This window comes from Kothea flammea, assembly GCF_052161645.1.
In the GTDB taxonomy this organism is placed as follows: Bacteria; Planctomycetota; Planctomycetia; order Pirellulales; family Pirellulaceae; genus Laterigemmans.
Genome location: NZ_CP197414.1, coordinates 4,819,877 through 4,841,029 on the forward strand (window position 1 = coordinate 4,819,877; position 21,153 = coordinate 4,841,029).

The 21,153-nt window shown below is 55.5% G+C and carries 16 protein-coding genes, 1 tRNA gene and 2 pseudogenes; 12 read left to right on the top strand and 7 right to left on the bottom strand.

Translation table 11 applies throughout. The features are described 5' to 3' along the window. Positions 1–2: 2 nt before the first annotated feature. Positions 3–977 (bottom strand): orotidine-5'-phosphate decarboxylase, encoded by a 975-nt coding sequence (gene pyrF / locus SH139x_RS18030; protein WP_488351167.1) that lies wholly within the window; start codon positions 975–977, stop codon positions 3–5. 59 nt (positions 978–1,036) lie between these two features. Here pyrF and SH139x_RS18035 point away from each other — a divergent pair, with 59 nt between their 5' ends. The 4 genes from SH139x_RS18035 to SH139x_RS18050 all read left to right on the top strand — a co-directional run bounded on the left by SH139x_RS18035 (position 1,037) and on the right by SH139x_RS18050 (position 1,930). Beyond that, entirely contained in the window at positions 1,037–1,225 is a 189-nt protein-coding gene (locus tag SH139x_RS18035) for a hypothetical protein (RefSeq protein ID WP_488351168.1), read from the top strand. Then, positions 1,202–1,276 (top strand) — tRNA-Pro (locus SH139x_RS18040). The genes SH139x_RS18035 and SH139x_RS18040 overlap by 24 nt, the downstream gene beginning before the upstream one ends. Before the next feature lie 283 nt (positions 1,277–1,559). Continuing rightward, entirely contained in the window at positions 1,560–1,757 is a 198-nt protein-coding gene (locus tag SH139x_RS18045; protein ID WP_488351169.1) for a hypothetical protein, read from the top strand. After that, on the top strand, positions 1,754–1,930 hold the full coding sequence (locus tag SH139x_RS18050) for a hypothetical protein (protein WP_488351170.1): 177 nt from the start codon (positions 1,754–1,756) through the stop codon (positions 1,928–1,930). The genes SH139x_RS18045 and SH139x_RS18050 overlap by 4 nt, the downstream gene beginning before the upstream one ends. Before the next feature lie 216 nt (positions 1,931–2,146). Here the strand turns inward: SH139x_RS18050 and SH139x_RS18055 are convergent. After that, a pseudogene (locus SH139x_RS18055) lies at positions 2,147–2,458 on the bottom strand (sulfatase/phosphatase domain-containing protein); the annotation flags it as partial. A 113-nt stretch (positions 2,459–2,571) separates the two neighbouring features. Here SH139x_RS18055 and SH139x_RS18060 point away from each other — a divergent pair. Further along, positions 2,572–4,824, top strand: coding sequence for a hypothetical protein (locus tag SH139x_RS18060; protein ID WP_488351171.1), 2,253 nt, complete (start codon positions 2,572–2,574; stop codon positions 4,822–4,824). Positions 4,825–5,214: 390 nt separating this feature from the next. Here the strand turns inward: SH139x_RS18060 and SH139x_RS18065 are convergent, their stop codons facing one another. Then, positions 5,215–5,397, bottom strand: coding sequence for a hypothetical protein (locus SH139x_RS18065; RefSeq protein ID WP_488351172.1), 183 nt, complete (start codon positions 5,395–5,397; stop codon positions 5,215–5,217). A 790-nt stretch (positions 5,398–6,187) separates the two neighbouring features. Between SH139x_RS18065 and SH139x_RS18070 the strand changes: the two genes are divergently transcribed. Continuing rightward, a complete protein-coding gene (locus SH139x_RS18070) occupies positions 6,188–6,667 on the top strand; it encodes a hypothetical protein (RefSeq protein WP_488351173.1) in 480 nt (159 codons plus the stop codon). A gap of 69 nt (positions 6,668–6,736) precedes the next feature. Here SH139x_RS18070 and SH139x_RS18075 read toward each other — a convergent pair whose 3' ends face one another. Beyond that, on the bottom strand, positions 6,737–7,555 hold the full coding sequence (locus SH139x_RS18075) for a reverse transcriptase domain-containing protein (protein WP_488351174.1): 819 nt from the start codon (positions 7,553–7,555) through the stop codon (positions 6,737–6,739). A 19-nt stretch (positions 7,556–7,574) separates the two neighbouring features. Further along, a complete protein-coding gene (locus SH139x_RS18080) occupies positions 7,575–8,009 on the bottom strand; it encodes a reverse transcriptase domain-containing protein (protein ID WP_488351175.1) in 435 nt (144 codons plus the stop codon). A gap of 628 nt (positions 8,010–8,637) precedes the next feature. Between SH139x_RS18080 and SH139x_RS18085 the strand changes: the two genes are divergently transcribed. The 4 genes and pseudogenes from SH139x_RS18085 to SH139x_RS18100 all read left to right on the top strand — a co-directional run bounded on the left by SH139x_RS18085 (position 8,638) and on the right by SH139x_RS18100 (position 13,275). After that, positions 8,638–10,182, top strand: a complete 1,545-nt coding sequence (locus SH139x_RS18085) for an amidohydrolase family protein (RefSeq protein ID WP_488351176.1) — start codon at positions 8,638–8,640, stop codon at positions 10,180–10,182. A gap of 131 nt (positions 10,183–10,313) precedes the next feature. After that, on the top strand, positions 10,314–10,556 hold the full coding sequence (locus tag SH139x_RS18090) for a transposase zinc-binding domain-containing protein (RefSeq protein ID WP_488351177.1): 243 nt from the start codon (positions 10,314–10,316) through the stop codon (positions 10,554–10,556). An 87-nt stretch (positions 10,557–10,643) separates the two neighbouring features. Then, a pseudogene (locus tag SH139x_RS18095) lies at positions 10,644–11,477 on the top strand (IS91 family transposase); the annotation flags it as partial. A gap of 1,243 nt (positions 11,478–12,720) precedes the next feature. Beyond that, positions 12,721–13,275 carry a tyrosine-type recombinase/integrase gene (locus tag SH139x_RS18100; protein WP_488351178.1) on the top strand — a complete coding sequence of 185 codons (555 nt, stop codon included), beginning with the start codon at positions 12,721–12,723 and terminating at the stop codon, positions 13,273–13,275. A 99-nt stretch (positions 13,276–13,374) separates the two neighbouring features. On the opposite strand, the gene SH139x_RS18105 is transcribed toward SH139x_RS18100, so the two are convergent. Then, positions 13,375–14,604, bottom strand: a complete 1,230-nt coding sequence (locus tag SH139x_RS18105; protein WP_488351179.1) for a hypothetical protein — start codon at positions 14,602–14,604, stop codon at positions 13,375–13,377. 135 nt (positions 14,605–14,739) lie between these two features. On the opposite strand from SH139x_RS18105, the gene SH139x_RS18110 reads away from it, so the two are divergent. Further along, a complete protein-coding gene (locus SH139x_RS18110) occupies positions 14,740–15,186 on the top strand; it encodes a helix-turn-helix domain-containing protein (RefSeq protein ID WP_488351180.1) in 447 nt (148 codons plus the stop codon). After that, complete coding sequence (locus SH139x_RS18115) at positions 15,183–15,878, top strand: IS630 family transposase (RefSeq protein WP_488351181.1); 696 nt, start codon at positions 15,183–15,185, stop codon at positions 15,876–15,878. Before SH139x_RS18110 ends, SH139x_RS18115 begins: the two co-directional genes overlap by 4 nt. Before the next feature lie 7 nt (positions 15,879–15,885). Here SH139x_RS18115 and SH139x_RS18120 read toward each other — a convergent pair whose 3' ends face one another. Continuing rightward, on the bottom strand, positions 15,886–20,676 hold the full coding sequence (locus SH139x_RS18120; RefSeq protein WP_488351182.1) for a vWA domain-containing protein: 4,791 nt from the start codon (positions 20,674–20,676) through the stop codon (positions 15,886–15,888). Positions 20,677–21,153 lie beyond the last annotated feature (477 nt).

Below are 21,153 nucleotides of genomic sequence, written 5' to 3' on the forward strand. Positions count from 1 at the left end.
ACTCAGCCCGCCACTCCCCGCACGCTGTTAAGCTGTTGATTCATCTCCAGAGTCGCAGCTTCGACGGCCTGTTGCCAAGCTGCATCCTCAAAGCGGGCTGCCAATTCGGGGCGACGATGGGCAAAAATGATATGGCGCGAACTATTGACGATCGCGCCCAGGCCGCTGGAGTCGAACCCGGTCCTGACATCTTCCGCGGCGCCGCCTTGGGCGCCGAAACCTGGGATCAGCAACCAAGCCGAAGGCATGCGAGCACGCAATTCGGTTAACTGAGCGGGGTAGGTGGCACCCACGACTGCGCCAATGGGCCCATAGCCAGAATCGCCGCGACGAGCTTCATTCAACTGCTCAACCAAATTGCCAACATGTTGATAAACAGTGGTCCGCTCGGCAGCTTCGCAAAGAGACCCATCGCTGGTTTGGTTGCTGGTTTGGTCGATGGTTCGGTCCTGCAGCCAGCCGCCGCCAGGATTGGAAGTTTTCACCAGCACGAAGATGCCCGCTTGGGTGGCATCGCATTGCTCGACAAAAGGCATCAAGCTGTCTTCGCCCAGGTAGGGGCTGACCGTTAGCGCGTCGCTCCCCCAGCCGCTTTGCGAACCTCCGCCGAGGTAAGCTTGCGCGTAAGCGGTTGCCGTCGAGCCGATATCGTTCCGTTTACCATCGAGCACCACCAGCAGGCCGGCCTGGCGAGCGTGTTGGATAACTTCGCCGAGCGCAATCATGCCGGCCGGGCCGATCTGTTCAAAAAAAGCGGCTTGAGGCTTTACGATTGGCACCAAGCTAGCGACGGCATCGATCACGCCGCAGCAGAATTCGCGAAAGGCGGCCGCGATTTGCCGGGGATCATTTGCCTTGGCAGCGGGCTGCAAGCATGTCGGCAAACTATCGAGACGCGGGTCGAGGCCGACGCAAACAGCAGAATTTTTTTCGCGAACTTGGCTAGCTAACTGGTCGCTAAATCGGGGTAGAGACATGTGGTAATGAGCTGGTTAGGGGCAATTCGTTGCCAAGGATCAGGGCACAGGAGGCACTCTTGGGTGCTCGTTCCGCCAGTGGAACCTGGAAGAATCTAGCCGGTTTTCGGCCAGTTGTCCTCCGCTTGACGGTGAAAGTGGACGGTAAAAAGAAACTGCGTCAGAATCTGGTCGGTGTGGCGTTGAACAAGTTGGTCGAATCTGGCATATTCATGGCGTCGGCTCGGGGTGTGGCGCAGCCTGGATAGCGCGTTTGACTGGGGGTCAAAAGGTCGCAGGTTCGAATCCTGTCACCCCGACTGAAATAAGGCGCACCGCTTTCCAAAGCGGTGCGTTTTTTCGTAAGCCTTGATGCTGCACCAATTTCCGCAGTGCTTTGGAAGCCAGCACTCGGTCCGGATCCTCGATTTTGAGAAGGGCGATCGCGGGCTACGTCGCCGAAACGCGGCGATTTTGTGGAGTTGGGAGTTCAAATCCCGTCGCCCCTCTCGGACTTAGGGCGACGTAACTTCCCTTGTGAACTGCATTCTAAGTCACGACCGTAGCTGGCATTCAGGTGGAGAATGACGTCGAGAAGTGCGGATGCCGGAGCATCCGATTTCCCCCGGGATTCAGCCTTCTTCGCCAAATTCTGCATTGCGCGTCTTGCTACTCGACGTGCTCTCCGAGGGGAAGAAGTCGGCGGTGGGCGTGGTGGCCGCGTCCTTCGCCGAGTATCGCCAACTCCAAGAGCTGGCGGTTTACTCGTCGGCCTTCGTGACCCAGGACGGTTCGTCGTGAGTCTCGAACGGAGCCTGGTGCGGGCCACCGCACGTTATCAGATTGACTTCGATTCCGGAAACCGTGAGGCGCTGTCGGTGGATTACACCGATGCGGCGAATGGCACGGCGTTCCAGGATTCGGTCGATGCAACCGAGAGCACGAAGAAATCGCCGTTCGTGCAGTCGGTGTGATTCACCTCTGCGTGTTGCGCGCTTCGTTGGTTGTTAACTCAGTTCTTCTCGGTTCGAGTCCTGATCGGGGAGCTTTTGGACTCTATGCGAACATCGGGACCGTCGCCCTCAGTGGTGGCGGTCCCGTTTTGCGTTGACGGTAGGGGACTGACGTCATGCAATCTCGAGTTACCGTCGTCCCGACATCCGATCCAAGAGCAGAAAAGCCAAGGCCCCGTAGAAATGCAGCAACTTGCGCGTCCCAGAGACGACTGTGGAGTGCGGCATGCTCGAACGGTAGTGAGGGTAGTGGAAATAGAGATTTCGGTTGAGGAACGCGTCGGTCGGCGGGTTCCCTGCCATGTAGGAAGCGAGACTGACGCCGTCGATGTTCTTCAGATCAGTCGGATCGCCGCCGGCCCAGTCGACGAATGTTGGCACGAAGTCGTAGTTGACGACATTGCCATTGAAGACAGAGCCTGCCCTGATGCCGGGGCCTCTGACGATCATCGGAACGCGAATGCCACCCTAGACCCACCACTTGGCAGAGATCGTCCGGTTTGCCACGATGCGATCAATTCACTGGCGCAATCGGTTGGTTCCGATGCGCGCAATCTCAACGAGCACGCCGATGTGACCCGCGACGACAAGGATGAAGAGTAATGGATGAGCTGCGAAGCCTTTTCAAAACACTGATGATTGGGCTCATTTTACTGAAGTGCGGCTGTTCCCAAAACACCATCGATGAGCGAGGACCATCAAGGGAGGTATCGAACACAACCTCGGCGCAACTTGATCGTCCTGTGGGCGTCGATAGAAGTCTCTACAACGGCATCGTGCTGCCGGAAAAATGGCCGCCGGACTATGGCGAAATATCGCGTGACCCGATGCCGGTTCCATACCTGACTGATCCCCCAGCGGTCATTCCCATCGACGTGGGGCGGCAGCTCTTCGTTGATGATTTCCTTATCGAAACGACCACGTTGAGTCGCACCTTCCACCAGGCTGAGTATTGCGTGGAGAACCCGGTTATCCGGTGCGACAAACCTGGCGACTACCTAACGCCCTTCAGCGGAGGTGCGTGGTACGATCCGGACGACAACCTTTTCAAAATCTGGTACTCGGGCGGCGAGAACACTCTCTTGTATGCAACGAGCAAAGATGGCATTCATTGGAAAACGCCGAAGCGTAACCAAGCCAAAAAAACGCCGGACTTGGCCCGAGAATTAGCCTGCGTGTTGGTTCACCCAGAGGAAGATGCTCCCTTTAAATCCATCGCGGCCGCGTTCGCCGCTGGTGGGGATTGCCCGCTGAAACGCGTCTCCGGAGAGGTCGGTTCGGTATGCTTGAAGCTTCCCAGAAAAGTTACCGCTGGCGATAAAGTTTCGTTCACGGCGATCGACGCTCAAGGCAAGAAGATTGACCTTTCGACTCTCCAGCACGTCGAAATCGGCTTTGGCGAGGCAGGCTTTGTCCTTGACGACCGCGGGACTCTCGACACGGCGAGTGGGAACGGGGTGTTCACAATGACGGCGGAGATGCTGGCATCCGACCGTTTCGATTTCTTCGCAATCAATCCCGCCGGGAAGACCAATCTCGCCGAGAGCACGGACCACGCAAACGTGGTACTACACCCCGAGAGCGTCAATTCGAGCACGGTTTGGCTGGATCATCGGGCCGCGAATACGGAGGAGAAGTTCAAGTATTTTGCCAGCGAAGATTTTCATATTGAAGACGATGAAATCGGCTGGTTCTACACCTATCGCAGCAGTGCCGACGGGGTTCATTGGTCGGAGCCAAAGGAGGAGCGAGCCAGGATTTGGGGCGACCGCTCAACCGCCTTCTATAATCCGTTCCGGGACGTGTGGGTACTCAGCCAACGAACGGAGGATGACAAGGGGAGGAGGACTCGATCCTACATCGAAGGGCCGACCGCCGGAGACTTGATGTCCGAAGTCACATACAACGGACCTCACATCGAGCGAGAAAGGACGGTCCTTGGTGAGGCTACGGGAGAGTCTGTGAACTGGACCGGGGCTGATAAACTTGATCCTCGGCACACCGATTCACGGTTCTCTGAGATTGCCCCGCAATTGTACAACCTGGACGCGGCACCGTACGAGAGCTTGATGCTCGGGCAATTTTCGATCTGGCAGGGGCCGTCGAACGAAGCATGCGGCGACCTCAACCTTCAAAAACGAAACGATATTTTGCTGGGTTTCAGCCGCGACGGTTTCCATTGGGACCGGCCGAGCCGCGAACGGTTCATTTCCTCCACTTGGGATGCAAGCAGCTGGAGGTATGGCAACGTGCAGTCATGTGCCGGCGGCCCACTGGTCGTGGGCGACAAGCTGTACTTTTATTTCAGCGGCCACGCCAAGCCGCGCCATGGCGATGCCTGGGATCGAGACGCCTCGACCGGCTTAGCCATTCTGCGACGTGACGGGTTCGCCTCCATGAATGCAGGCAAAGAGGTTGGAACGCTTACGACGAGACCGGTGACGTTCCAGGGAAAGCACCTGTTCGTGAACGTTGATTGCCCCGAGGGCGAATTGACTGTCGAAGTACTGGATGAGGGCGGGAACGCGATCGAGCCGTTTACCCTAAAGAACTGTGATCCGGTTTCCGTGGACAAGACACTTGCGGAAGTCAATTGGCAAGAAGACAACGATCTCTCGGCCCTTGTCGGCAAACCGGTCCGGTTCCGGTTCCATCTCAAAAACGGCGCGCTATACGCCTTCTGGGTCAGTCCCGACGAGTCCGGCGCCAGCCACGGATACGTTGGGGCCGGCGGGCCGGGGTTTGCCGGACCGAGAGACACTGTTGGAAGAAGCGCTGCGGGAGCCAAGAGCCAACAAACCGAATCAGGCGACAAGAAAGCTCAATCGGGAAATGGAGACGGACACAAGACTTGAGGAGCACCTCCATTACTTTCGCTCGCGTCGGTGATATCGACCGACTGCAATTCCGGTTTCTTCTTCGAGCCAGCGGTTGGACCAACCGCCGTGGCTCATTGCTATCGTTAAATGTTGGCGGTGTTCGCAACCGCTGCCGCGGCGCAATCAAATCGACAACAGAGGATTCGGACCTCGCAGGTTCCGCCTAAGTGACTAATGTGGGCGTGTCCTTGGTCAGATTGTGAATGCCAGCCTGCGCTTCAGCACGAGGCACCGAACGCATCCCATGCGTGTCGGAGCGGCGCCGGGACCGAACGAACTCTTCCGGTGTCGACCGCCGGGTCGGTGGGCACACGAACGGCAAGTCGGGCCGACCGATGGCAGCGTGGTTCCCGCGTCGCCGACAGGCTAGAATGGATCGGTCTCACCGCAACCGGGACACGACCGGAGCCGGAGCTGACGGAGGTATTCCTGGCGATACTGTTCTTGCTTGATTGGATCATCAAGAGCTTGCTGCTCGCTTGCATCGAGCCGGTCTTCAGCTTCTTTTTGTTCCTTCGGGTCTTCGCTTGGAGTAGGTGAGTTAGTCATGGGATTTGGTCTCCATCTAAAACGCTTGGCAAGGCCACGCCGAAACGCCTTTGTGTATGGGTAGCCAGAAACACATCAGGGCGATCAGCAAAGAATCCTTTGAAAGCGTCTTTGCGGGATCGTGCCAGCGAAGGAGCCGCTAATCAAACTGCGTTTAGCAAGGGTGGTGAGAAAGCTGTTCTGCGAACCGTTTTCCGCCTTGCTTTGGAAGGCGAGAAGCGAATCACTTCAGCTGTTTACGGTTTTGTCCGACCAGATCTTTTAGTCCCGCAAAACGCATAGGATCGGATGTTTGCAGGTCGGAAAGAGCGGAGCAAAAAAGTTCTAACCGTGTCTTGTCGCCCCGACTATTAAAAAGTGGCATTATCACAGCAGCGCCCATCGGCTGACGTATCCGAAAAGAATCAACCGACACGCGCCAGCGTCCGGTTCCTCGGAAACGTGAGCGAACGTTTAGCAGGGTGCGAGAGAATTGGATGGCAGTGTCACGATTTACGGGTAACTCGACTGACAGGCCTTTCGGGAAAGTCCTTGCATGTCGCCGACCCTATTTTGGGTAAAACGCCCGCTCGCTCTCGGCGAGGCCATCCGCCACAGCCACCGCCGATTCGAAGCTCAAAAGTGCGATCGAATTGATCCATTGAAACGGATGTGTTGCTTTCGCTGTGAAAATAGGCTACCGCAAAAATGCAAATTAGCGAGTTCCGCGATTTAGGTTAAATGCCCCGACTCACTGGGGTCGTATTGCGTAACTTCCGGAATACGACCCTACTTTGTAGGGTATATTACAGTGTTATCCGACAAAACTAAATCGATGCTTCCCACATACCTCGTTATTGCCTGGTTCGCCTTACCCGCACTTGTTTCGGGAGCGATGCTTTGCGTTCGAAAAAGAATCCACCCCGTACTTGTCTGCACCTTGTGCTTTGCCACCATCATTGCTGGAACCGTCATCTTGGCAAATTACGTGTGGGCCCTAGACGCACAGCTTCTGGCTGAGATAGACAAATATGAACCCGGAACACCCGAGGCGGAACGTGCGTCCGAAGAATGGGCCAGCGATACCGATAGGTCATTTCTACTGCTCCTTAGCCCGGTGCTGACAGGAGTCTTTTACTCAATAGTGTTTCTTGTGCTCTTTGGCCTCCGATGGGTTAAACGCCAGGTATTTCCAAGCAAATACTTGCTGGTAAAACCTCTAATTGACGGTGACGCTGAAGCACAACGAGGCGACAGTGGCAATCCTTACCAAACACCAACTGTCGGATAACCATCGCAATCGGGATAGGAGCCCGGTTGCCCGGGGACCCTCCCACAACACCTAGCATGCGGGTCCCCACTAGGCGTTTCGACGCAAGGATGCAAGCGATAGCCAGCGCTCTTCAAGATTAAACAAGCCCTCGGCGGCTAGGTACTCGTTGGATAAAGCTCGTTGGACTCCCGACGTCGTGGAAAGACGCCAGGGACCCTTGCCGCTCATCGCGAAGCCACGAGCGACACGATAAGACAAGCCCAACGACATCAGATTCTTCAGCCGGGTCTTCGATTTCCGCCACTGCTTCCAGTAACAGGCGCGTACCCGACGACGAATCCATTTGTCTAAGTTGGTGAACGTTGTCTTCACTTGATCCAACGCAAAGTAGCCTAACCAACCACGAGCATAAGCACGGAACTCTGCATAGCGTGACTTCATCGACACGCCTCGGTTTCTACGAAAGATCTCCGAAACACGTTGTTTGAAAGTCGTGAGCTTCTTCTTGCTCACCCGGATCTGGCCGCCGTAGCCACGAAATTCGTAACCCACGTACTCAAGCCCATCCGTCTTGCGGATTTGGCTCTTGTTGTGATTGACGGACAGTTTCAATCGGTCGGTCAAGAAGCGTTCAATGCTCCCGTACACACGCCGCGCCGCCGCTTCTGTTTTCGTGAAGATCACGAAGTCATCTGCGTACCGCACGAACGGCAACCCTCGTCGTTCCAACTCCTTGTCCAAGTCATCTAAGTAGATGTTCGAAAGCAGTGGTGACATGGGGCCGCCCTGTGGAGTGCCTACTTCGGTTGCTTGCAAAACGCCTTCAACCATTACACCGGCTCGCAGGAAGCGTCCGATCAGACGCAGCACTTGTTTGTCTCGGACCCGACGAGCCACTTGCGCCATTAAGACGTCATGTTGGACTCTATCGAACGAACTTCGACAAGTCAAAATCTGCGGCATAGCGGTAGCCACGACAAATCGTGGCACGCACCTGTTTGGATGCTCCGTGAGCCGAGCGCCGAGGTCGAAAGCCGTGACTCGAATCGCTAAAGTGTGGATCGAATATTGGCGTTAAGACTTGCACGATGGCTTGTTGGATCAAGCGGTCGACTATGTTTGGTATACCTAGCAAACGCTGACCACCATCGGGTTTGGCGATGGACTTTTGTCGCACAGCACCGGGCGTGTACGTACCATCGACCAAGGCTGGCTGCTCGGCTCGCGCCGCGACGTTTGATCCCGGTCGGGATAGTGAACCTGTGGTCTCGTGACCATCGCCGCCTGAATGATACAGGTCGACTTGCCGCGAGGGGTTCCTTCGTCGCAAGTGAGCCGATGGCTCCTCCTTGTTCTTCATCGTTCGGTCCTTCCTGTTTCCGTTGGACTCGGAAGCTCAGTACTATGCCCTCTGCTGATCCCTGCCTCGCCCACCGTGGATTGCTCCGCGATGTTCCCGGCTTTCAGGCAAGCCTTACTCGCGGGAACGAACGACGGCTCGCATGCCGTCTGGCAGGTCTCCCCGGATAAGAGCGTGATGTTTCGCTGCGCAAGCTCTCCGTTTGCCTGAGCGGCGGATTGGTAACGGCTTCGCGATGTTGTGCTCGCTCGCCCGGCCGCCCCGGCCTTATACGAAGTTTCTATCCGTAGCCTCGCAGCTTTGACGTGATCGCGTCCGGGTGGCGATAAACAAACCCGGCGTTTACGCACACGATCGCAGGCTTCCTCTCCACGGTCTGTTGCCTCGCCGCAGTTGCCCTCGTCTCGTAATTGACTTTCGTCGTGGAACATTTGGTATACTGTCAATGAAAGGTTTCCAATCTCGTACAGGAAACTCGCACCCCATAACATCACGCCCGTGCCGGGCGTACACATTGCCGTCCACCTAAGCGGCCGAAACACACGTTTTTTGAACACTAACTTAATCTCGGCCGCTAGGTGACGACTAGCGTTATGCGTCATAAAACAAAAATTTCACGGAGGGCTAAATGCCAATTCGCCTTTTCATTGCCATCTTCTTCCTAGTCGCTCCCTGCTTGCCAGCGCAGACGTTACTTGGGCAGGAGACATACGACCTTGTCATATCTTCAGGACGTGTCATTGATCCGGAAACGAACCTTGATGCGGTTCGCAACATCGGAATCAATAGGGGAACGATCGTTTCCGTTTCGGAAAAACCACTCGCCGGCCGAACGGTACTTGATGCCAAGGGCGATATCGTCGCTCCCGGATTTATTGACTTTCACGCACACGGGCAAAATATCCCGGCTGATAGGATGCAGGCCTTTGACGGAGTGACAACAGCTCTCGAGCTGGAATCCGGAATCCTTCCGGTTGGACCTTGGTACGACATTCAAAAACAAACGGGACGCGTGATCAACTATGGTGTCGCGGCGGCTTGGACGTACGCACGCGTTTCCGCGCTTGAAGGACTCAAGCCAGAGCCGAATTTGAAATGGTTTCAGGACGCCTACGCATTAACCAAATGGGTGAACGATGTCGCCACGGATGAGCAGACGCAAGATATTCTCAGTCTAGTCGAACAAGGCATCAATGATGGCAGCATTGGCATTGGGCTGAACTCTGGCTACGCGCCGGGTTACGGGTACAAGGAAGTTCTCGCGGTGCATCAATTGGCGGCGAAGCACAAGGTACCCACGTTTACACATATCCGTAACCTCAGCCGTGTTGATCCAAATAGCTCGATTCAGGCTTATGGTGAACTGATCTCGTTTGCCACCGGTGCTGGTTCGCATGTTCACATTTGCCATTTGAACAGTACCAGTTTGACTGATATATCGCTTGCGGTTCGGATCATTCGGGATGCTCAGGAACGCGGAGCAAAAATCACGGTTGAGGGGTATCCTTACGGTGCGGGTAGCGGCGCTGTAAACGCAGCCATGTTTCAGCCAGCGAACATGAAACGAATGAATGCCAAGGCCGAGGATATTGAGTATCTCGGAAAATCGCTGACTGAGGAAAAACTGCGACAGATGCAAAAAACCTCTCCTGGGGAAATTATTGTTTGGCATTACTACCGCCTGCCGAGAGACCAACACCTGCTGGATCTGGCTGTGTTGTATCCCGGCGGAATCATCGCTTCTGATGCGATGCCGTGGATCGACAAGACGACCGGAAAGATAATTGACGCAGATGTGTGGCCCTTGCCGAAGAATGCCTTCGCCCATCCTCGTACTGCGGCCACCTATGTGAAATTCCTCATTGACTACGTCCGCGATCGGCAAGCCGAGACTCTGATCGAGGCAGTTGCGCGTTGCTCATTCCGCCCTGCTCAAATTCTCGGAGAGTATGTCTCACAGATGAAGAAAAAGGGACGCATACAAGTGGGGATGGACGCCGATATTATTGTCTTTGACATGGACAAACTCGAAGTGCGGGCCACCTATACTGATCCGAATCAACACACGCGAGGAATGCGTCACGTCATTATCAACGGCACGCCACTAATCAAAGACGGCGTTCTTGACACAAAAGCGTTTCCCGGACAAGCGGTCAGGAGACCCGTTCGATAATCGGCATAACAATGGCATGAACGCGGAGCCGCCGACAGCGCGTTTTCAAATGGAGCATCAACCGCGGCGGCCCGGTTATGCCGGCCGTTGAGCTGGCCCGCGGGGAATTGACACTCACATGATGATTTGACATGCCATTGGCGGTGCAACAGATATTTAAAGAGGCTCTTCCGGAGTTGCTCAAGCAGCACGGGATGTCGGCCGACATGTTGCAAGCCGCGAATCGGATCATTGATTGCCGCAACGGAGCGATGGGCACACGCTTGATCTATTGCCCCAACGGTTGCACTCAGCAAGAATCTAATAACTCCTTCCGGCATCGATCTTGCCCTCAGTGCGCTCCGATGGCTCGCGAAATTTGGCTGCGAGGCTAGAAACAACGATTGCTCGATTGTTCGCACTTTCATATCGTCTTTACCGTGCCACAAGAGCTGCGAATCTGATGGCAATTTGATAAGAAGACGTTCGCGCAGTTTCTGTTCAAAGCGGCTTCCGAAGCATTGTTGGAATTACTGGAGTATCCCAAGTACTTAGGGGCACGCCCCGGTCTCTCGGTAGCGCTACATACCTGGAGTCAAACGTTAGCGATGCATCCGCACGCGCATGCCATTGTGACCGCCGGTGGACTGGATGCCGATGGTCAGTGGAAACGGCCTGTCAAATCATGCTTATTGCCACGGAAGGTGCTGATGCTTGTGTTTCGGGGCAAGCTGCGGAACTATTTATTCGAAGCACACAAGCGAGGCGAGTTGCAGGCACCGGCGGGACGCTCCGATGCGCAGTTGCTGAGCCTGCTCAACCACATCGGCCGCATGACACCGAACGTAAAGATTCTTGAGCAGTACGAGCATGGCCTGGGCGTGGTCACCTATTTGGCTCGTTACCTGCATGGCGGTCCCCTCGGCAATCGGCGTCTTGATCGGACGCCAGACGATCAGATTCGGTCTCGAGCTCGACGTGCCGAAGGGGATTGGGCGGAGCGGCACGGAGAGATCCGCCTGACGGATGCGGAACTGACGCGGAGGTTGTTGGAGCACGTGCCACCGCACCGCATGCCGACGATCCGCTCGTATGGGCTATACGCCAGCCATCACCGAAACAAACTGAACCTCGCCCGAGCATGCTGCGGCCAGGGTGCGGTGTCACGATCTGCCTGCCAGCGTCTAAGTTGGCAGGCTTATTGCGAGCAGGTGGGACGTCCCGAGGCATCTCGCTGCGAGCACTGTGGCAGCGTACTTCGCTATTTGTGGGCCCCGCACGGGAACGCCCCCACCGCCTCTGAGCGAGGAAGCTAGGCAAGCAATTATGGACCACTGGTTAGACACACGACGAGCGGCTTAACAAAAGGGACCGTAGGGCAAGGGCTGAAAGAGCGCGCAGCGGTTGTCCTTTAGTGTCCTTTCTTCTATCGCCAAGCGGCCTGGGGAATGGATCCACTATTGGAATTTCCAGAAGGAATTGTGTTGTCGGCTTCGATGCCGGCCAGTACAACAATGGGTTGCACTAGGTTGCCCACAAATTTGAGTTCAGAAACACAGTCGTCTCGGGCAACCTAGTGAACCTTACCGTTCGTCGACCAACTATCTATGACTGATAGCAACGCAAATCCATACCGAAGTCCTGAAGCGGCAATACAGACACACCGGAACCCGTGGTCCAAACTCACGATCATTTCTGGTGCCTTGTATGTGTACCCTGTCCTCGTTGTTTCCGCCATATATGCTTCATGGGCGTTGACGGGTCTTTCTCTCGGACACACACCGGTTCCTTATCGGGATTACACAAACAACACCGTGATTGACCTCTTCGCCTATGGCGGATTGTTTCTAATCCTGGGCGCGCCACTCGCGATTCCGGCTGGTGTTCTTATCGCATACCGTAATCCTTTTGGCCTTGTTTCGACGAACCACAAAACAGCCAAACGGCGTGTTGCATCGGTATTCCTATACGTACTGCTCTTGGTTGCAGCTTTGGCAATACTCTTTTCCGACCCGTGGCGAGTGGTAGACTGGTACTTCGATTGACACTGAAGCGCAGGCGAAAAAGAAGCGACGAAACAAAGCGTTGGACGCGGAGCCGCCGATCGCTTCGTTCCTGAAGCCAATGTTGATTGTCGCGGCCCGGTCAACGCAATCGTTGAACTTAATCGAATTGCTCGCACGTTGTGACGATGCTGGGGCGGTGAGTTGACGGTGTTTAGCAAGGCGATCGGGTACTCGCTGCCCTGGCCAATGCTGGCACGCTTCTTGCGAGGGAAGCAGCTCTCAGCTTGGTGTCACCAGCATTCGCGTCAACGTAACCACCAACGCCCACTAACGAATCTAACGACTCTCAGGGCAACCTATTTTGACCGGTTGACGAATAAAACGATTAAAGAGGTTGCTTCCTTGTGGCGGCCCTTGCAACGGGCTTCTCAAGCAATCGACACATTTCGCGTCACTGCATCAACCCTCAAATTGGGAATACCATGATGACTCCCCACAATAAAGACCATGCCCGCTCACGATTCGGCTCGCTCAGGATATGAAAATCCGCAACTTGGCACCTCGGACCATCGATGCCTACACCTACCACGCGGGAAAGTTCGCCGACTTTATTCAAAAGCCGCTGGACCGCGTGACCCCGGAAGACGTTCGAGCCTTCCAGCTCCACCTAATCGAAGAAAGTAAACTTGCTTACAGCAGCTTCAATCAGGCCGTTTGCGCGTTACGGTTTCTCTACACACATACCATCCGAGTCAATTGGCCGGTCACCATGGTGCCATTTGGAAAGAGACCCAAGACGCTACCTGTGGTCCTCGGCCGACATGAAGTCGACGAGCTACTGCAATGCACAACGTGCCACAAACACAAAGTCTTCCTATTCACACTCTACGCAACCGGGATGAGATTCTCCGAAGCGGCGATCTCCCACTTGCAGAGGTTAAGAACGAGAGACGAATTAACGCTAGACATCGATCCAAAGTTCGGGGATCTACGCACCGACGAAGGCTGGAACAAATTGATTGAGCATCTCAGCGCACACGACTGGGTCAGCTTTATCCAACGCCCCCGGCCAGTTCTAGCGGTTTCAACGACTTGGTTCGTTATCTGACACGTTACCATTGGATAGAGGAAGGCATTGCCGGTTGCCGGTTGCACGAAGTGAGCGCAGCGACCGGAGTAAAGCTAGCAACCGTCAATGATTCCTTTGCTACACGGTCAGCCGCTGGCTGGCGATCGTGTGGGGAATAGCCTGCTGTTCGAGTCGATAGTAATGACGCACGATGTTCATATCAATCGCCAACCGACTGCGCGCTTCGCTGACCGTTAACGACCTAAGTGATTTCAGCTGCTGTTTGTAGAGCTGGCGAATGCCAGTCTCACGACCACACTGAACACCGAGATCGAAAGCGGGCTGCAAGTAGGCGGGAATACGATATGGCTCGGGGTAAATTCGCGTCAACAGAACTTTAAACAAGTACGTCTCGGGCCAACTGATCCGCTTGGCGGTCCCCATTGCAAAGCCGAGCACGAAGGCTTCGTCTTGGTCTTGCAGGCCACGGCCCAACAAGACATGCAGGACATCATGGTCTTCTAAATCGACCGCTCCACGAAAGCGGAGGCGACTGCCTGGATTTTCAAACAACCGCACAACCCAGGGAATGTCTTGCTCGGGAGCCGCCGGCATGGAGGCAATGACGGCGTCGACGGTTTCCTGATCATTGTCGATTCCCGGATGCCAAGCCAACCAAAAATCGGTCTCGATCTGCGCCTCGCGACGTTCTCCGCTGGGGTCGAACAACCATACGCTGGTGTCGAACATTCGCAAAATCTTGTCAGGCTGAGGATGGTTTGTTGCCGTAATCACGGCTGCCGAGGCAGCACGATTTAACGCTTCCAAGACAATTCCTTCCGCTTCCAGCTGTTGCCATCGCGCTGGCGCATCATCCGTTTGCAGCGAAGCGATCTGAGTAACCGTTTGGCGGGCCCACGCTCGCAACATCTTTTGATTGTTTGCCCGAAATCGCTTTTTGAGCAACCCGGCGTGGTTCGCTCCGCGCAGCGTCGCCAGTGCTAAAGCAACCGCGTTGTTTTCGGCAACGGCCCAGCCAGCCCCCGCACGTTGACGCTCTCCCTCACCAGCGCTGAGCACCACGGTCACGCGAGTTTTCTCGTCCGAGAGTTGTCGTTGCTGACAGTGCAACAACTGCAGCGGCCGCGAACAAAGCTGGCCGATGGCGGCCAAGGTCGCGGCAACTTCAGTGGGGCCCTCGCCGGTAAAATTCAGCAGCTCGCTGGTGTCCGACTTGACCGAAGAATCCAAGGGGCGCATGGCCAGCGAGCAGCGAAACGACTGGTCAGCTGCAGCCACCAATTCGACCGCAACAACTTCAGTGGTGGCAACGCGGAGGGGGAGGGGCAATCGTTGAGGTTCCAGCATGGCGTGCTTTCCAGCGCGTGCGAGCGATGTGAACAGCTAACTAGTGCTTTGTCAGGGATAAAAATTAGGGTTGCGTAGAATTGAAAAATCTGCGCTCATTCACGAAGCCAAATTCAATCCACGGAGGGTTTTGTGATGAGTGAGAAGAAGTATATCGTTCGTTTGTCGGATGCGGAACGGAAAGAATGTGCGGAGGTTATCGGCAAACTCAAGGGGACTGGCCAGAAGGTTCGCCGGGCTCAAGTGCTACTGAAGGCCGATGCGGATGGTCCGGCTTGGACGGATGCTCAAATTGCCGACGCCTTTTCTTGTCGCACAAAGACAGTCGAGAATATCAGGCAACGATTCGTTGAACTCGGTTTTGAGCAAACGCTTGATCGAAAGCCATCGCCTACCGCTGGGGCAAAGAAACTGCTCGATGGAAGCGAAGAGGCGAAAATCATTGCAATGCGACTTGGTTCACCACCAGAAGGCTATGGAAAGTGGACGCTCCGGTTGTTGGCTCGAAAGGTCGTGGAGTTGGAAGTGGTGGAAAAAGTCAGCCATGAAACGGTACGTCAAACGCTAAAAAAAATCGCATGACCAATCGCAGTATCGAGTACTGGGTAATCCCACCGGAATGTGACGCTGAGTTTGTTGCCCACATGGAAAATGTGCTTGAAACGTACGAAAAGCCGTACAATCCTTCGCAACCGGTGATTTGCATGGATGAGCAACCGGTGCAACTGATCAAGGAGACGCGGCAACCGATCCCGGCGACCAAAGACCATCCACAGCGAGTTGACTATGAGTATGAGCGCAACGGCACTGCTTCGATTTTCATGTTCTGCGAACCTCTTGGTGGCTGGCGTCAGGCAACCGCGCGTGATCAGCGGACAAAGTTCGATTGGGCTCAGGAAGTAGCCTCGCTTCTGGATGGGAGATACGCAGAATGCGAACGAATCACACTTGTTTGCGACAACTTGAACACCCATACGATCGGTGCCTTCTACGAAGCGTTTGAACCTGAACGAGCCCGCTCCTACGTTCGGCGAATTGATTTTTGCTTCACGCCCAAACACGGTAGCTGGTTGAATATTGCGGAGAACGAACTCAGCAGCATGACTCGGCAATGTGTCGCAGGACGTCGAATCGGCGAACTGGAAATCCTGCAGCGAGAAATTACAGCCTGGTCAGAGGATGTGAACAGCACTCAGCGCAGCGTCGACTGGCAAATGAAAATCGACGACGCAAGGTGCAAACTAAAATCCGTCTACCCTAAAATTCAAGCCTGACAAAGCACTAGTCTACTTTGGCGGGTACGACCAGCGATTTCTCGTTGCTAGCAGCCAACTTCTTGATTTGCTCGACTGACATGAGGTCAAACAAAATCGCTCGGTCACCCTGATGCTTAGAAAAACGGAAACGGTGCAGACTAAGATCACCCGCTGGGGAGTACCACGTTGCGACCTCCAGTGGCTCGACTTCGCGGGGCGCGACAACCCAAGGCGCCATGGTCCCGCGGCTGCGACCTTGCTGGTTTAAATCATACTGAATTTTGACCATCAATTCCTGATCATGCCGCGACCATTGCACCTCGACCCCCGGCCCCGACTGGCCGACGATTTTTTCGATATAGGATACATCCGGGGTGGCCCGCAGACTCGCCGCCACCGGCACTTGCTCGTCGGTACACCAGACGCGGACGTCAAGGTAGTTGGCATCCTCCGGCCAACTTTCGCAGGCGAAGCTGGCCACGGGACATGGGGTTCCCGAAAGCCAGCTGACGTTTGCCGTTTGATAGCGGGAAAAGGCCGAATGGGAGACCGCTTCATCGGCCGACTTCAGCGGAGTCACTTCGGCCCAGAGGAAAGTGGGCCGCACGGCGACGCCAGCATCCGCTCGTTGCAGCGAGAGCAGCAGCGGCTGCGAACTGCTGGGGCGTGTGCCAGAGAGGTTCGCCGATCCGGAAACAGCCGGAACGGCCGATGAAGCAGTTAGATATTGACGACGGTCATTGACAGTCGGGTTGACCAAATCATGAATGGCCACAATCGCTGGCACCGCTTGGCCACCGGGGGAGACCATCTGTTGCTGCTTTAAGATACCAGTTTGAAAAGGACGTGATCGCAGTTGGCCGGTGTTGGGGTCCCACTGCAAATCAAGTTGGCTACCGGGCGAAATCGCCAGCTCAAACGTTTCGTCTTGCAGCGAAAGCGTCAACGGTGTGTTGGCCTGAGATACCTCAATATCAGCTACCGTCGACCCCAATTCAATCGGATAGTTGCGGCCGTTAACCTCAGCAATCATCGCCGTCGGTTCATGCGTAAATCGTTTCAGCTCCGACAACAAGTCGTTGGCTTGGTGAACATCATGCACCGATTTGCCGTTGGTGGCGGAAGCCAGCCGCTGGAAGTCAGCCGCGGCAGCTACGCGTTGTTCGGCAGGTATCCCGAATCCAATCAAATGAATCCGCACCCCGTGCTGCCGAGCTGCTGAGATCACCGCTTCCATGCCAACTACGGACTCGGCGGGAGGATTGAATTGGTAGTCTTGACCATCCGAAATCACGACAATGTCTTTGGCGATGTTTGCGCCGAGCTGATTGATCGAGCGTATGGTCTGCTGTAGTGCCAAATGCAAAGGTGACTGCCCCCAAGGCTGCAAGTGATCAAAGCGTTGCCGCACGAGCGATCTTTCTACATCGCTAATTCGCCCCGCTGGCAGCACGACCTCAACGTCCTCGTAGGGTTGCAATGTGGGATCAAAGGGGAACGCGGCGAGGTACTTTTGCTGCGCTAGGATCTGCACTCCTTTCGCATCTACAGCCATGCGATGGCCGTACAATGTTAGACCAACATGCATCATTGTATCGCGTAATTGATGAAACATCGAGAGCACAGCCCAGCGTGCCGCATCGAGTTTACTGCGTTCAAACGCGTCGGGCGTTAGCCGCTCTCCAGCAATCGCTTCATCCATCGAGGCCGAACAATCGACCACGAACATGACAGCTCGCGGTAGCTCGCTTCCCCGCACGAGAGAAATTTTAGTCGCCGCGGTCGGTTGCTGACGAACCGTCACGCGTTGCTCCGCGAAACCTGCTTGGTTTGCCGTAAGAGGATATGTATGGCCACGGAATGTCAGCTGCAAGCGAGCCGGAGCAAATGACACGGTTGCCATTGATGCCCCCGCTGGCGATTGCGACAGAGGCTGTTTTTGCGGCTGCAGACTGGCAGCATCGCCACTTTCCACATCACCACAAATCTCATCACTATCAGTATCTAATTCCTCCGAATCGGGCAGCGTAAGGCTGGCCAAGCTGCTAAGCGTTTGCTTAGCCGTCGTGGCGTTACCTTCCGCGGTGTTCACCAGTGAGACCGCTTCCAGGGCAACCAGCCCCGCTGGAAAACGGGTCAACTGATCAGCATCCAACAACCTCACGTTGGCCGATCGAAGCTTCTCCAAAGTTGGAATTGCCGTCATGGCCCCCAACTGCGCAGCGTCACTGGCCGCCAAGCGATCTGCGAGCCTATTTCGCAGGTTCAACAATTCAGCTTGCAACGCTTGATCGGCCGGTTCCCATTGCTCCGCGGCGTCCAACAGTTCCTTGGCGGTGCTGGCGAAATAGGGTGTTTCATTTTGCGAAGCGTTCCAAAAATCGTCCAATACAATATCAGCGACCAGCAGCAATTGTTGTTGACGCAAGTGCATATACAGCGAAGCAAACAAATTTTCTTGAGCACGCGTGCGAAGGGCTAGCGCGGCGGCCCGCAGCGACTGACTGGGGGCGAGCGATCCTTCCATGCCCACCATGTTTGGTAACGTAGACAAGTGCAAGGACAACCGCCTGGACGCAGCCCGATGTTCGGGCGTCCAATACAGTCTGGACGCGTCACCGTTTGGTGTTTGGTAATCATTGAGACTGGTCGCACTCGATTCCAAGTGCGCCGCGTTGCCAGTCAGCAATCGCGATGGCTCTGACGTTTCATGGGAGAGCTCCAAGAGTTTTCCATGAAGCAACTCCGCAGGTTGCTCAGGCGCGATCAGAAATTCATTCCGCAAAGTAGCAACCAACACGGCGCGGGAATCGCGAGGGGAGACCGTTTTCGTCGTGGTGATGCGGTCAATCGCTCCGTCCGCAATCTCCTGCAGGTCGGCTAGTGTGTTGTTGAGCTCGAAGGCTAATTCCGGCAGCTCGTCGGGAGTCATCCCGTCAATCTGCGCTAACGACTGGATACTCTTGTTTAAACGGTGAAAGACTTGGGTTGCGCGGAAGCACAATTTTTGCGGAGATTGCTCCCCCGCATTCAAGGCAACCAACTCTGGGTTATCGAAATGCACACTCTGTAATTCGTCTGCCCACAGGCAGAAAGCGGGCAGCGTGAGGCAAGCTCGATCGAAGATGGCGAGCGCAGCAATGACTTCCCGCAACGCTCGCTCCGAGCGTTGCACTTGAGCTTCAAAGGCCCGCAGTCGCGCGTCAATGCGGGCTTGATTCGCATCCAGGGTGGACCGGTTTTGCTCGTCAAGCCCCGACTCGCGGGCAACGGGGGTACCAGCACCGTCGGCCAGTAGGCAATCAAATAACTGACGGCGCTGCACGGCCACGAGATGTTGATGGCGACCGGTGAATTTAATCGCCCGTGGCGGTGTGCGACGCAAGGTTTCCAACCACATCGCCTGGGCGATCGCATACCGCGCGATTGGCCGGGGATCTTGCCAACACCGTAGCTGCTCACGTTCTAATAAAGTCCGCAGTTCTGGGAGATGATAAACGTCAACCGGCTCCGCATTGGCAAGTAGTGCTTGCACTTCCTCATAGGCTGGTGCGGCTGCCACTTGTTTCCAAATCTTCCGGGAGCTGGCGAGATGGATATAGTAAGGCGACTCGCAGAGTACCTTCTCTCGGTCGGCCAGCTGTTGCTCCCAGTACTCGAATTTTGCCTGCAGTGCTTGTTGCCAAGCGGCTAGCCTTGCGTGGGCCGCCGCGCCGCCATAGTGCGCTTCGCTGATCGCTTGAGCAAAACGCAAAGTCTCCGCCCAGGTGATTGGATCGAGACGATCGACTTGGAGATCCCGCAAGCGATGCAGCTGACGCTGGTTCTCGTCAAGGACTTGCAGCGCGGCTTGGTCAGGTGCGTTGACCGGCAGCGTGCGAAATTGGATTGGCTGCAACGAAGTGCTGCAGATGATGGTCTGCTCGCCGGCAACCGAACAGTGCAAGGTGGGAGTTTGAACTCGCCCAAACTCCTCAGAAGTCACCGCAATAGTGACCTGCTGAATAAAATGGTGCAGCTCGCTGACGGTAATCCAGCCATCACGTATCCCCTCATGCCCGGAGCCATCCGCTTGACCAGTCAGACCACTGGCGATCGCCTTGGAAAAAACATTGCCCCGTTTGACTCCCGCTGACTGATTGCTAGCACTGCGTTGGTTGCGAGCTGCCGAGGAAAGTGCAATTAAATTCCAATCATCGAGTCGCTGGTTGGTTTGCTCAACAACCCCAGCCAAAGCATCGTCAAATGAATTTTCTAAAATCCCAGCTGGCAGCCAGTTCTCCAGCTTGCCGCCTTCGATTAACAGCACCACCGAACGAGGGCGAGCGGGTTGGCACTGTTCAATGTGTTGGATCAGCCGCTGCAATGGCACCCAAGTCTCCGGCGACAAGGGTTCGGCCCCCGGCGGGATGAGACAGGGAACTCCATGTCCGTCAACTGCGGTGTGCAGATGGATGTAGATCAAGCAGGCCTGATTGACCGGGCAACTATGCAATGATTCTCGCAAAGTGTGGTCCGCTTGGTCCCAGAAACCGGCTCGCAAAGTCGCAGGGTCGCAGAGATCACGGGGCCCCAAGGAGCCATTGTCCAAAGCCATCATACGCTGGCGATCTTCTTCCACCCAATGATTCAAATCCCACGTGGGTTCATACGATCCGGTCAGCATCAACAGCGGCGTGCGCGAGGGACGCTGGCAAACACTGAGCACAAACCCACCAGCGACAACCGCCAAGGTGATCACCGCCGCGAGCATTAGCAGGGGAGCAACGCCACGTCGTCGAGACGCCGGAATAGTTGGGATTGAACGACTGTTCATCACGATCCGTCAAAAAAAGGCAAAGTCGAATGAAGGCCAAAGGGGCGGATGTCTCCTTGCTATCCATCGGAATCCCACCAAGCGTCATCGTAGGCACATTCGGGCGGAGTCGGTTGCGCGACAAAATAGGCCTCGGATAATCGGCAGAACTGGACAACCGGCAGAACTGGACAACCGGCAGAAACTTCACATTCCACCCGGGAACCACATCGCCCCTTCGTGCGTCTTACAGATACCGGAGGGAACCCGGCGCCAGTACCTTTGTCTTTTCTGCCGCAGCAATGTGGGTGCGACTTGAGGATTCCCTCGCGGGTTGACAGTGCAGTTGCCGGTGTAAACATCGCGTCGAAGCTCACTTAGCCCCCTTAAATACAGCGAAGAATGACCCGCCTGGGCCTGTCCGCGACGCACCTGGGGAAAGATAAACTGCGTAACTAGGCAATTTGAAGACGATCGCGAGGCTGGGCAACCAGGTTC